14 protein-coding genes are annotated in these 13,432 nt (G+C 38.9%); 12 read left to right on the forward strand and 2 right to left on the reverse strand.

Features of this window, described 5'->3' with window-relative positions; all coding sequences use genetic code 11:
* Positions 1-55: 55 nt before the first annotated feature.
* The 4 genes from V7147_RS10475 (at position 56) to V7147_RS10490 (ending at position 2,877) form a co-directional block, all read left to right on the forward strand.
* Complete coding sequence (locus V7147_RS10475; protein WP_335367800.1) at positions 56-1,096, forward strand: alpha/beta fold hydrolase; 1,041 nt, start codon at positions 56-58, stop codon at positions 1,094-1,096.
* A gap of 61 nt (positions 1,097-1,157) precedes the next feature.
* On the forward strand, positions 1,158-1,853 hold the full coding sequence (locus tag V7147_RS10480; RefSeq protein WP_335367801.1) for a DUF1361 domain-containing protein: 696 nt from the start codon (positions 1,158-1,160) through the stop codon (positions 1,851-1,853).
* 131 nt (positions 1,854-1,984) lie between these two features.
* Positions 1,985-2,545, forward strand: coding sequence for an NADPH-dependent FMN reductase (locus V7147_RS10485; RefSeq protein WP_335367802.1), 561 nt, complete (start codon positions 1,985-1,987; stop codon positions 2,543-2,545).
* A gap of 26 nt (positions 2,546-2,571) precedes the next feature.
* Positions 2,572-2,877, forward strand: a complete 306-nt coding sequence (locus V7147_RS10490) for a monooxygenase (protein ID WP_335367803.1) — start codon at positions 2,572-2,574, stop codon at positions 2,875-2,877.
* Between the two features lie 28 nt (positions 2,878-2,905).
* On the opposite strand, the gene V7147_RS10495 is transcribed toward V7147_RS10490, so the two are convergent.
* The gene (locus tag V7147_RS10495) at positions 2,906-3,280 is read right to left on the reverse strand and encodes an SLAP domain-containing protein (RefSeq protein ID WP_335367804.1); all 375 of its coding nucleotides are present in this window, start codon (positions 3,278-3,280) and stop codon (positions 2,906-2,908) included.
* Between the two features lie 38 nt (positions 3,281-3,318).
* Positions 3,319-3,453 (reverse strand): hypothetical protein, encoded by a 135-nt coding sequence (locus V7147_RS10500; RefSeq protein WP_335367805.1) that lies wholly within the window; start codon positions 3,451-3,453, stop codon positions 3,319-3,321.
* Between the two features lie 387 nt (positions 3,454-3,840).
* On the opposite strand from V7147_RS10500, the gene V7147_RS10505 reads away from it, so the two are divergent.
* The 8 genes from V7147_RS10505 to V7147_RS10540 all read left to right on the forward strand — a co-directional run bounded on the left by V7147_RS10505 (position 3,841) and on the right by V7147_RS10540 (position 13,190).
* Positions 3,841-4,656: a ZIP family metal transporter gene (locus V7147_RS10505; protein WP_335367806.1), complete on the forward strand. Its 816-nt coding sequence runs from the start codon at positions 3,841-3,843 to the stop codon at positions 4,654-4,656.
* Positions 4,657-4,759: 103 nt separating this feature from the next.
* On the forward strand, positions 4,760-6,304 hold the full coding sequence (locus tag V7147_RS10510) for a spore germination protein (protein ID WP_335367807.1): 1,545 nt from the start codon (positions 4,760-4,762) through the stop codon (positions 6,302-6,304).
* Positions 6,301-7,401: a GerAB/ArcD/ProY family transporter gene (locus V7147_RS10515; RefSeq protein ID WP_335367808.1), complete on the forward strand. Its 1,101-nt coding sequence runs from the start codon at positions 6,301-6,303 to the stop codon at positions 7,399-7,401. Before V7147_RS10510 ends, V7147_RS10515 begins: the two co-directional genes overlap by 4 nt.
* Positions 7,398-8,522, forward strand: coding sequence for a Ger(x)C family spore germination protein (locus V7147_RS10520; RefSeq protein WP_335367809.1), 1,125 nt, complete (start codon positions 7,398-7,400; stop codon positions 8,520-8,522). Before V7147_RS10515 ends, V7147_RS10520 begins: the two co-directional genes overlap by 4 nt.
* 190 nt (positions 8,523-8,712) lie before the next feature.
* On the forward strand, positions 8,713-9,408 hold the full coding sequence (locus tag V7147_RS10525; RefSeq protein WP_335367810.1) for a response regulator transcription factor: 696 nt from the start codon (positions 8,713-8,715) through the stop codon (positions 9,406-9,408).
* Complete coding sequence (locus V7147_RS10530) at positions 9,405-10,409, forward strand: sensor histidine kinase (protein WP_335367811.1); 1,005 nt, start codon at positions 9,405-9,407, stop codon at positions 10,407-10,409. The genes V7147_RS10525 and V7147_RS10530 overlap by 4 nt, the downstream gene beginning before the upstream one ends.
* Positions 10,410-10,500: 91 nt before the next feature.
* The gene (locus tag V7147_RS10535; protein ID WP_335367812.1) at positions 10,501-11,256 is read left to right on the forward strand and encodes an ABC transporter ATP-binding protein; all 756 of its coding nucleotides are present in this window, start codon (positions 10,501-10,503) and stop codon (positions 11,254-11,256) included.
* Positions 11,253-13,190: an ABC transporter permease gene (locus V7147_RS10540; RefSeq protein WP_335367813.1), complete on the forward strand. Its 1,938-nt coding sequence runs from the start codon at positions 11,253-11,255 to the stop codon at positions 13,188-13,190. Before V7147_RS10535 ends, V7147_RS10540 begins: the two co-directional genes overlap by 4 nt.
* Positions 13,191-13,432 lie beyond the last annotated feature (242 nt).

Below are 13,432 nucleotides of genomic sequence, written 5' to 3' on the forward strand. Positions count from 1 at the left end.
CGAGGAACGTTATACAATCGGGCGCGCGACTGTTTAATAGTTAGGAGTTTTCTATGTGAAAAATAAAAGAAAGCCAATCATTTTTTTCATATCCATAACTCTGTTTATCGTTCTTATTCTATTATTTCCTACTTGGACACCTAAGATAAAAGGGGAAAACAGCATTGCTAGATTAGAGAGCATAGAAATAAACGGAACAGAACTTGAGGTAATGATCAGAGGTGTTGATAGAAACAATCCAATTATCATTTTCGTACATGGTGGACCGGGTTGCTCTGAAATTCCTTATGTAAGAAAGTATCAGGATTTACTTGAAGAGCATTTTACAATTGTTCACTATGACCAAAGAGGAAGTGGAAAATCATATCAGTTCTTTGAGGATTATTCTACTATTTCTTCAGATCAACATGTGGAGGATCTATTGGCTCTAACAGACTATATGAAAAATGAATTTTCTCAAGAAAAGGTTTTATTAATTGGTCATTCTTTTGGTACATACATAGGGATGAAGGCTGCGAGTATTGCTCCTGAAAAATATGCTGCATATATCGGGATTGGTCAAGTTTCGAATTCTACTAATAGTGAAGTAGATAGCCTCAACTATACAATTAGTCAAGCACATCAAGCCGGAAATCAAAAGGATGTAGATAAACTCAAGCTTCTAGAGAATTCTATTAAAAAAGGGGAAGCCCATACCCCTAGAGATCTGGTTCGGAAGTATGGAGGGGCATCCAGGTTAATTAATGATAATATGGATTATTACACGGGATTTCTAATGAACCCCGAATATAATTTGCTTGATGTTATTCGGTATATAAAAGGGATTTCAGCTACACAGAGCATATTACTTTCTGAGGAAAGGGAGCATGATATTACGACAATAGTTAGTAGCTTAGATATCCCTTTCTATTTTGTCATGGGAAAATATGATTATATGACATCTACGAATTCAGCAAAAGCCTATTATGATACCGTCATGGCTCCTAATAAGGATTTTGTTATCTTTGAAAAATCAGCCCATTATCCACAATTTGAAGAAAAGATCGCTTTTGCAGATTGGTTAATACAAACCTGGGAAGGTTTGGAGAAAAAGTAAAGGAAATTAAACAATATTTTCAATTGTTAATGTTCAATATATATGTTGGGAGTTTTATGCTATGGGGGAATTTATAAAGAAATATAATGGAATATTACTGTTCATGATTGTTTATTGGTGTATCTGTTTTGTCATGCTTTTTACAAATGTTAATTTTCTTTATGCAATGCTATCATGGAATGTCCTGTTAGCTACAATGCCATTGTTTTTTATTATAAAAGCGGAAATGGCTGAGGAGCAAGGAAAGATTGGCTGGTCTGTTCTTTGGAAGATTCTTTGGTTATTGTTTTTCCCAAACTCGGTTTATATGATAACAGATTTCATCCATATTTCCGACGATAAATTCATGTGGCTAAAAGAGGTCGAAATGTACTCGCCTAACATCGTTATCTACAGTAATGAAATTATGATTTGGGCAAAATTGTTGGTGATTGGAATTGGTTTCTTATTTGCTTTATTAGTTGGCTTAGAGTCCTTATACATTTTTGAACGGAACATAAGAAAAAAATCATCAACAGTTGTGAGTGTTTTAGCAATGTTAGTAGTATCCTTGTTATCTGGTATCGGTGTTTACATTGGAAGATTCTTACGATTTAACAGTTGGGATATCCTTTTCAACCCAATCCAATTATTCAAGCAAGTAGTAGGAATTGATGGATTTGCCATGCAATTTATTTTAATTTTTACCATCTTTATAATAGGCTGCTATGTCCTTTTTCGAGCCTTTAGAGCTGCGAGTCCCTCAAAAGAGATCTAGGATAGTGGTCATTTTTTATACACTTTAGTAAAAGTGTTGGATAAACAACAAAACCAATTTACTGTTGGTGTCCTCCTATTTTTGAACTTGTTATAGTTAAGATACATCATAAACATTAGGAGGAAATAAGAATGGTTAAAATCGGTATTATTACAGGAAGTACAAGAGATTCAAGAGTAAATCTACAGGTTGCAGAATGGGTAAAATCAATCGCGGACAAAAGAACGGATGCAGAATTTGAGCTAGTAGATATTAAAGCGTATAACTTGCCAAAGTTTAATGAACCAATTCCAGCGATTATGTCACAGGATTATCAAGCACCGGAAGCACATGCTTGGTCAGAAAAAATTAAGAGCCTCGATGGATTTATTTTTGTGACTCCTGAGTATAATAAAGCTATTACCTCTGGCTTAAAGGATGCAATTGATTATTTATACGTAGAGTGGAACCACAAAGCAGCGGGAATTGTAAGCTACGGCTCAACTTTAGGTGTAACAGCTGCAAATGATTTACGCCTTATTTTAACAGTACCTAAGGTTGCAACTGTTGGACCTTCAGTAGCGATGAGCCTATTCACTGATTTTCAAGATATGAGTAAATTTAATCCAGCCCCTCACCATGAGGATTCCTTAAAAAATACACTAGACGATGTTATCGCTTGGTCTACTGCATTGAAAACAGTGAGAAATTAATAACTTTTGATAAAAGGAGAATCTTAATGCCTTACGTATTACAGGTGGATTTTAAAATGGATGGACCATTCGGGGATGAGATGGCTGAAGCGTTCGCTGATTTAGCGAAAAGCATTACCGAGGAACCAGGCTTCATCTGGAAAATCTGGACTGAAAATCCCGAAGCAAAAGAAGCGGGTGGGATCTATTTATTCGAGACAACAGAAACCGCTGAAAAATATCTCGATATGCATACGAAACGATTAGGTGGTTTTGGGATAAATGGTGTAAACGCAAAAATCTTTGCCATCAATTCGAAGCTTACCGACATCACAAAAGGCCCAGTGAAATAAAAAGCGAAAAGTGGATTCTAAATAGAGTCTACTTCTCTTTTTTTAGTCGTAATGTGGCGGAATCTGGGACCTCAAAACTAGCCGGAAAAATAAACGTCCACGGCATGCTGGTTACAGGTGGTACTTTCAAAGCGGGAAGGGTAAATGTATGCTCAGCTAGATGATTAGCTCCATCCCAAATTTCTAGCGTTGTATTTTCGAATAAGAGATTTTGTGCCGTGTTATTATGTACGATTGTTGTGACTAGACGCTCGTTCTTGTGATTAACCGCAACCCAGATGGTTGTGAATGTAATTCCGGTTTCCAGTTTCGTAACTGCCTTATGAAAAATATGTTTGATTTCTTCCCGGTCTTTCTGTGAAATCGTCCGATCCCACGCTTCTTCAAAAACTAGCTTCTGCATGTGCTCACCTCTTGTAGAGTTCATTATATAGAATAGTTTTAGGTTTGTCCGATATATTTTAAACTCTGTCCGATATCTTTTAAACTTCGTCCGATAACCTTCCAGTTCTGTCCGATAATCGTCCCCCAATGTCCGATAAAATCAGATTTTGGTCCGATATCATAAAACCCCATTAGATACTCTGCCTTCCGAAAGAACCGGAAGGCTTTCAATAGGAGGAGATATTAGGTTTGTCCGATATCTTTCAAACTATGTCCGATAAAAATTCAACATTGTCCGATATCCGTATCACAATGTCCGATAAAATAAAAATATTGTCCGATATCCCAAAAACGTTCTACTTCCGGATTAACCAGAAGGCCCTTTAATCGGTCGTTACTAAGGGGTTGACCGATATAATTAAAATTTGTGTCGATAAATTGATATTTTGGACAGATATCCCACCAACTCGGACCGATATCCTCCCAACTTCAACCGAAATCTATCAAACCCAGCTCCATATTTAACCGATAGTTTGGTTAAGCTATGAATAATTTACTTAAAGTAGAAGGTGTTTTAAAATGATTGCATTTTTCGAGAATTTTCATCCGGTTATGCAGGCGTTACTTGCTACATTGTTTACTTGGGGGATGACTGCGCTTGGGGCTACCCTTGTTTTTGCAACGAAGACGATCAATCAGCGCTTATTAGATAGCATGCTGGGATTTGCTGGTGGCGTAATGATTGCCGCCAGTTATTGGTCGTTATTGGGACCAGCGATTGAGATGTCCAGTAACCACAAAATCGGTGCATGGTTTCCGGCGGCGTTTGGATTCTTATTAGGTGGTGTTTTTCTCTGGGGGATTGATAAAATTTTGCCTCATCTCCATCCAAATGCTCCGATCAAAGATGCGGAAGGAATAAATACAAAGGGCCAAAAACGAAGTACACTGCTGGTACTCGCGATAACCCTTCATAATATTCCAGAGGGATTGGCGGTAGGAATTGCGTTTGGTGCCCTTGCAAATGGCGGAACGGAAGCTTCTTTGGCGGGTGCATTGACATTGGCGCGTGGAATCGGAATTCAAAATTTTCCCGAAGGTGTCGCGGTTTCAATGCCATTAAGAGGAGATGGCATGTCGCGCAGAAAAAGCTTCTTCTACGGGCAATTTTCAGGAATGGTCGAACCAATCGCTGCTGTAGTAGGAGCATTTGCCGTATCCTACATCGAGCCATTGCTTCCGTATGCACTAAGCTTTGCAGCGGGTGCGATGATCTTCGTTGTTGCAGAAGAGGTTATCCCAAGCTCTCAGGAAAATGGAAATAAAGACCTCGCCTCGATGAGTCTAATGATTGGATTTGTTCTGATGATGATTCTTGACGTGGCGTTAGGGTAGCATATGAGAACCGGGCAAAATTGCTCGGTTCTTTTTGGATGAAAGTGCATGATTTTCCAGTCAATGTAGGATACTAAACTATCAACTTGTAGGTGGGTTTTGTATGTCTTTTTTTAAAAAAATGAAAAAGGAAATTCAGCATCAAGAATCAAATCAAACAGAGGATTCTGGACCCCAAAAAGAACTGATTACCGAGCAATTAGTAGATAACATTGATGAAATCCAAAACATTTTCAGCGGGACGCCTGATTTAGTTGTGAAAAACCTTGTGATTAAACAAACAAAGACGAAGGCCACACTCGTCTATTTAAACGAGCTTGCAGATAGTAAGGTCCTCAATGAGTATGTGTTTAAACCACTCTTATTCGATTTTGATGATGATACCCAGGATCCAGCACATAAGATATCAATTGGTCAAATCAAAGAAGTGAATACATGGTCACAAATTACAGACGGAATTTTACAGGGGAAAAGTGTGTTATTTGTGGACGGGACCGAAGTGGCATACCTTTTAGACACTGGGAAATGGCCTGAACGTTCATTGGAAGATACACCAATTGAATCCTCCATTTATGCAGAGCACGTTGGGTTCACTGAAGCAGGAAGCACAAACATTGCACTCATACGAAAGCATATTAAAAATCAAAGTCTAAAAATAATAGAATATACTGTTGGTGAAAGAGGGAAAACAAAGCTCTCTCTTTTATATTTAGACGATGTTGCGAATCCAGATTTGCTTAAGGTACTTGAAACTCGAATTAAGCAGATTAAGGTTGATAGTATTTTAAATTGTGGTGTTCTTGAAGAATACATAGAAGATAATCCCTACTCTCCATTGCCGCAAATACTTATAACGGAGCGTAGCGATTTTGCCGCTTCGGAAATTTTAGAAGGAAGAATCGTGGTCGTGGTTGATGGGTCACCAAATGTTATCGTGGCTCCTACGACATTTTTTTCCTTTTTTAAAAGTATGGATGATTATACGTCACGTTGGTTTGTTGCCTCCTTTATGCGGCTGTTAAGGTATGCTGGTTTTTTTATGGCTATTTTTCTGCCGGCTACCTATATTGCGGTCATTGCATTTCATTTCGAGGTGATACCCTTAAAATTGCTTTTGTCGATTGGGGTTTCAAGGGAGCGAGTTCCATTTCCTCCGTTCATTGAAGCGCTAATTATGGAAATTGCCTTGGAGATGCTACGTGAGGCAGGAATTCGACTCCCTGCAAAAATTGGACAAACCGTGGGAATCGTCGGTGGTATTGTGATTGGGCAGGCTGCCGTACAAGCGGGTATCGTGAGTAATATTATGGTCATTGTTGTCGCCTTAACAGCAGTTGCCTCTTTTATCATCCCAAATTATCAAATGGGGGCCTCCATCCGGCTGATTCGATTTCCAATGATGATCACAGCCTCAGTATTTGGTTTTGTGGGGTTAAGTGTAGGTTTCATGACATTAGTAGCTCATATGATTGAGCTAAAATCACTTGGTATCTCCTATGCAAGCCCGGTATCGCCATTCCGTATACAAGACTGGAAAGATTTATTTATTCGATTCCCGCAATGGTCGATTTTCAGACGTCCGCTTAGTTCAATGCCCATTCAATTAAAAAGGGCCGGTACAAGCCGTCCAAAGGGTGACAAAAAATGATAAATGTTAAAGGAAAAGAAATCTCATTATTACAATTCATCTTATTAATCCATGGTGTTCAAATGGGGGTGGGGGTACTAAGCCTCCCACGTGAATTAGCAGAAAAAGCAGGGACAGATGGGTGGATTGCGATTATTTTAGGTTGTTTCATTTCTGTAACTTGTAGTTTAATTATCATTCAAATTATGAAAAAACACCCTAACGGAACAATTCTTGATTTAATAACTTTTTACTTCGGTAAGTGGGTTGGTAAATTGGGTGGCTTCTTATTTATTATGTATTTTGGCTTCTTTGCTTTTGTCACGTTTACGAGGGAGGTTGTGTTCATTCAAGCCTGGATCTTACCTCGGACGAAATTATACCTACTCATCTTATTGTTAGCGATCCCAACGTATATGCTTGCCCGAAACAATGTTCAAATCTTAGGTAGGTATGCTGTCGTTGTCTTTTTTATGACGCTTTGGACTATTATCTTATATTTAATTCCTTTGAAGGATGCCCACTGGTTACATCTCCTTCCGATTATAAAGGACGGATGGTATCCAATTTTTACTGCTGTAAAAACAACTATTTTTACCTTTATTGGCTTTGAAATTGCTTTTTTCCTATATCCGTTTTTACAAAATAAGCAATCGGCATCACTTGGAGTTATCATTGCGAATACCATTACTATGTTTGCCTATTTGATTATTACGATTGTCTCATTTGCCTTTTTTAGTCCAGATGAAATTACAAGATATAATGAACCCACCATTACCATCTTGAAGGTGATTGAATTTAATTTTATTGAACGATTAGAGGTTGTATTGTTTGCATTTTATTTGTTTGTGATGTCTTCGACAGTCGTCCCACTTATGTTCATGTCTGTATTTAGTACAAGTTGGCTATTTGGACAGGAGGAACACACAAAACCGTTATTCTGGTTCCTCGTATTTATGGTCATTTATATGTTTTTCTTTCCGCCATCCTTAAATATGGATCTGAAATGGCAAAAGGGAGTACAGTTGCTAGGTTTAATTTTTGCATATGCTTTCCCAATCGGTTTATGGGCAATTCTCCTTATTCGTGGTCTTTTTAAAAGGAGGGCTTCATCATGAAACGTGGGTTCCGTATTTTTTTGATCATTCCACTTCTATTGATGCTCGCAAGCTGTGGGTACCAGGTTCCATTGGAGGATACAACAATTGTCTTTATCTTGGGGATTGATCTTGATAAGGACAATAACCTCATTTTTTTCGAGTCCCATCCTGTTTTTAGTAAGGGCGCAAAAGCACAAACAGAGACATTTCAGGTTAAAGCGGATACGATACGAGATTCTAGGAAGTATTTTGATGCGGAAACTGCTGGTGAGGTTTCCGGAGCAAAAATTCAGATCTTGCTATTGGGAAAACGTGTTGTTGAACATGAAGACTGGTTTCCTATCTTAGATACAATGTATCGGAACAGTAATTTTTCAATTAATTCGAGAGTTGTTGTTGTGGATGGTGAGGTTAAAGATGTCATCAACTATGAACCAGAAAGCTATGCACAGCTTGTCATGTATTTGAAGAATGTCATCGATAAAAATTATAAAAGAACAAGGACAGAAAAAGGGACTCTCCAACAGCTCCACTCTTCATTTTATGAGAAGGGCCTGTCACCAGTCCTATCCGTTGTAAAAAAGGATGGAAAGCTTAAAGTCAAAGGTACTGCGTTGCTTGATGATCGTGGAAAATATGTAGATTTTCTTGATTTATCGGAATCAATGTTAGTGCTTTTTATTAAGCATCGAAAGAAACACCCCATCAGTTTCACGTCCATCACGATTCCAACTGACAAAGTAGAGAAAGGGATTTTTCACAAGGACGATCTGAGTTTTGTCATAAATAATGTAAGGTCAAAAGTTAAAACATCATATGACATGGATAGGTTTACATTCGATCTAAAAATCACCATGTCGGTCAATATTCTCGAGAGTTTATTAACTGTAGACATGAATACGGATGAAAAGAAACTCCAGAAGATAATCGAAGAACGAATGAAAACAGATTATGAGAAACTATTTAAAAAAATCCAGAGCCATCAAGTTGACCCGATCGGATTAGGGCTATACGCTCGAGCTTATCAATACAATCAATTTAAAAAAGTAGAAAATAATTGGGGCGAAGCATTTTCAAAAGCAGATATCAATGTTTCCGTTAAAGTCGACATAATGGGCATGGGCGCCATCAACAAATGAACCATAGGGACAGTTCCTATGGTTCCGTTGGGATAAAATTGGACCCACGATACACCTGAAACCAAAGTTTTTTATGGGATATTATGGTATGATTTATTCTAGAGTCTAACGATAGACATAGGCGGAATTGTCCATAAAAAGGTGGGACGCGGAACCTGTCCCAATGATCCGGAAGGAAATGGTGGTTTTTGTGTTTAAGATTTTGTTGATTGAAGATGATGTGACGTTATTTAGTGAGATTCGGGAGCGGTTGTCGCAGTGGTCGTATGATGTGTATGGGATTAAGGATTTCAGCAATGTGATGAAGGATTTTACAACGATTCAGCCTGATTTGGTCATAATTGATATTCAATTGCCGAAGTTTGATGGTTTTCATTGGTGTCGGATGATTCGAACGCATTCGAAGGTCCCGATTATTTTTCTATCATCAAGAGACCATCCGACAGATATGGTGATGTCGATGCAGCTTGGCGCCGATGATTTTGTGCAGAAGCCGTTTCATTTTGATGTACTCATTGCGAAAATCCAGGCTGTCCTTAGAAGAGTCTACAACTATAGCCTCGAGCAGCAAATCCATTTGAAAATTTGGAATGGAGCATCTGTTGATTACGTGAAAAATACAGTGCAAAATGACAATGGAACGATTGAGCTAACGAAAAATGAAATGTTCATTTTGAAAATCCTAATCGAACATGTTAACCGAATCGTCAGCCGCGAGGAACTCATCAAAAGCCTATGGGATGACGAACGGTTTGTGAGTGACAACACGCTAACAGTGAACGTCAACCGCTTAAGAAAACGACTTGAAGAAATCGGACTTGGCCAATCTATCGAAACGAAAGTTGGACAAGGGTATCTGGCAAGGGAAGAGGATGGCGCAAAATGATGATGAAATTTCTCATTGAAAGGCGCAGCTGGATCCTGTTTTTCTGCTTCCTTCAAGTGTTAATCCTGTTGATTGGCTACCTCGATCCATCCTTATCATTTCGTTCTATGCTCTATATTGTTTTTGTGTTTTTTGTCATTTTTGTCTTATTTTTGATCGTGCGTTACAATCGGGAACTTTCTTTTTATAAAAACTTCGAAGACTGGGATCCTAGCGTCGGTGTTGATAGTCTTCAAGAAGGAAAGGCCCCATTTGAAAAAATGGTAGAGTCCACACTCAATCGGCAGCATCGTTTTTACATAAAAGAAATAAGCCGTCACGCCACAAGTGTGGAGCTGGAAAAGGATGAGTTATTGTCGTGGATTCATGAAGTGAAGACTCCACTAACAACGATGCAATTAATGATTGAAAGAGTCGAGGATCACAAATTAAAGGAACAGCTCATGTCGGAATGGCTTAGGGTCCACTTGCTTCTAGACCAACAACTGCATCAGCGACGGCTGCCTTTTATGGAAAATGACCTTTATATCGAAAAAGTCGATTTGGAAAAAGTGATCATCCCAGAAATACGCTCCTTACAATCATGGTGCTTTCAAAAAGGAATTGGTTTTGATGTGTCATTCGAGGTGGCAGAGGTGTTCTCTGATGGGAAATGGCTACAATTTATTTTACGTCAAATCCTTACCAATGCGGTGAAATACAGTGAAAATACCGATATCGAAATTAGAGGCTTTCGAAAAAATGACACGACAGTCCTGGAAATCAAGGATTACGGACGGGGAATAAAGGAGAAGGACCTTCCACGTATTTTCGAAAAAGGCTTCACGTCCACAACCGATCATCAGGATCACGCCGCAACTGGCATGGGACTTTTCCTTACAAAAAATGCAGCAAAATCGTTAAAAATCCGAATGGATGTCCAATCTATATATGGAGAAGGAACGACTTTTAGGTTAACTTTCCCGAAGAAAAATGACTTTCTTAAGCTAACAAGCATGTGACAAAACTGTCACATGCTTTCATGTTTTGTTCGCTGATTCGAAGGAAAAGGGACCGAACTCTGTCTATGATAGAGATAAGGAGTTGATAAGATTGAATATTTTAGAGGCTAATAAAATTGTAAAAACATACGGGAATAAGTGGAACCGTCAAGAGGTTTTAAAAGGAATTGATATAGAAGTAAAAAAAGGTGAGTTTGTAGGGATTATGGGTCCGTCAGGCTCTGGAAAAACGACTTTACTGAACGTTCTTTCATCAATTGACCGGGTTAGTTCAGGTTCGATTCGAGTGGAGGGTAAGGAATTCACGAGCATGAAGGATAAGGATTTAGCTGAGTTTCGAAAACGCCATCTCGGGTTTATTTTTCAGGAATACCATTTATTAGATACATTGACGGTTAAAGAAAATATTATGCTGCCACTGACTGTTAACAAGATTTCTCCAAATGCCGCACAAATCATGTTTGAAGATGTCGCAAAGGAATTAGGCATTTTTGAAGTGAAGGAAAAGTATCCAAATGAAATTTCAGGTGGCCAGAAACAGCGTACCTCGGCAGCACGTGCTTTCGTTCATGAGCCGAGCATTATTTTTGCGGATGAACCAACTGGGGCACTTGATTCAAAAACGGCTTCAGATTTACTTAACAAACTTGCTGATCTCAATGAAAAGCGGCAATCAACGATTGTCATGGTCACCCATGATCCCCAAGCAGCAAGCTATTGCAGCCGGGTAATTTTTATCAGAGATGGACAAATCTTTACGAAATTAAATCGTGGCGATGAGAGTAGACAGGACTTCTTTAATGACATTATTAAAACGCAGGCTGTGTTAGGTGGGGTGAGAGCATGAGCTTTAAAAGCCTCATCTTTCGAAATCTACTAAAGAACATCAAAAACTATTATCTTTATGTGTTTGCGCTTATTTTTAGTGTTTCATTGTATTTTGCCTTTGTGACCCTGCAATATGACTCAGCGATGGATGCAACAGAGGGGTCGATAAAAGGAGCTGCAGCGATGAAGGCTGCGTCTGTCATGCTTATCGCCATCGTCACGGTCTTCCTTGTTTATGCCAATACCCTTTTTATTAAGCGCCGCGGCAAGGAAATTGGTTTATTTCAGCTTGTCGGAATTTCGAAAAGAAAAACGTTTTGGATTTTAAGTGTCGAAAACATGATTTTGTATTTTAGCTCAATGATCATTGGAATCTTCCTCGGCTTTGTTTCATCAAAACTCGTAATGATGATTCTTTTGAAAATCATTGGAATCGACGAGGTTGCGGCACTTCGATTTTCAACAGAAGCACTCGTCCAAACAGTAATTGTGTTCGCGGCCATTTATGTTGTGATCATGGCAATGAACGCGTTATTCATTAAAAGACAACAGATTTTATCATTGTTTCATTCGACTTCAACATCAGAGGAGAGAAAACGAAAAGTCTCTGCGCTTGAAGTTATCATGGGGATTCTCGGACTTGCGCTTGTTATCTTTGGCTATTATTTATCTACGGAACTATTTAGCGGCCATTTTAAAATGATGGATCAAATGTTTTTAGTCATGTTAGTGATCCTTGCTTCTGTAATCATCGGAACGTATTTCTTTTACAAGGGCTCCATCCGGTTAATTTTTAATCTGATTCGTAAAAAGGATAACGGATATCTGTCTGTTAATAAAGTATTGTCCTTGTCGTCAATCATGTTTCGAATGAGATCGAATTCGATCTTACTAACAGTGATTACAACCGTTTCTGCATTGGCACTCGGGTTGTTATCGCTCACCTATATTTCGTATTATTCTGCCGAAAAGGCAGCGGGTGAGACTGTGGTCAATGACTTTTCGATTCCGAATGAGGAGCGAGCGAAACAATTTACGGATCTATTGGATAATGATCACATTAGCTATACGAAAACAGAAATTGATTTGATGAGTGTGAAGACGGATTTAACGAATGTTTTGGATATGGAACAAACAGAAATGCTCGATCTCACAGCTCCGATGACAGTCGTGTCAGACCGTTTTGTCTTGGATATTGATGTGGCTGAAAATGAATCTGTGTTCGTTAATAGCAACTCCGCCATGCAAGCATTCATGACCTTTAAAACAGGTCCAATCAGCATGTCCGGAAAAACCAAAACATTCGAATTGAATTTCAGTAAATATGAAGATAAACGCATACTTCCATTGCGATTAACGGGCGGTGGATTCCCAGTTGCAATTGTTGATGACGCGGTGTATCAACAATTAGCAGCAGACATTGACCCAGAAGTTGTGACTGAGTTTCCAATATATGTAGGAATTGATATTGACAAAAGATCAGAGCTAAAAGAGGCTAATCAAATCTTCAATGACTCAGAAATAGGACAATGGGCTGGCCACGAGTCACAGCTTGATATTTTTACTATGCAAAAATCAAACATGGGCTTTATCATGTTCATCGTAGGCTTTCTCGGATTGACCTTCTTAATTACATCTGGTTGCATCCTTTATTTCAAACAAATGGATGAAGGCGAGGATGAAAAAGGGAACTACACCATACTTCGTAAATTAGGATTTACTCGCTCGGATTTATTAAACGGAATCAAAGCGAAGCAATTGTTTAACTTCGGCATCCCGTTAATCGTGGGATTATGCCACAGCTACTTTGCCGTAAAATCCGGCTGGTTCTTCTTCGGAACCGAGCTATGGACACCAATGATTATCGTCATGGTGTTCTACACGTTGCTCTATTCGGTCTTCGGAATTTTGTCCGTAATGTACTATAAAAAATTGATAAAAGAAGCGTTGTAATGCGGGGCCGATTTCCTGATTTGCGGGGAATCGGCTTTTTGGTGTTCGGTGAATTTTGGTGTTGTGTAAGCATGAAGCCCTTTTTGAGTGAAAATCCTGTGCGGAATGTCCTTCATAAGCCCGATGAAGCCCATTTCGAGTGAAAATCATGTACGGAATGTCCTTCATAAGCTCGATGAAGCCCATTTCGAGCAAAAATCATGTTCGGAAAGGTCTTCATAAGTGGTATGAAGACCACTTCG

Source organism: Bacillus sp. JJ1521, from assembly GCF_036965165.1.
Taxonomy (GTDB): domain Bacteria; phylum Bacillota; class Bacilli; order Bacillales; family Bacillaceae_L; genus Ferdinandcohnia.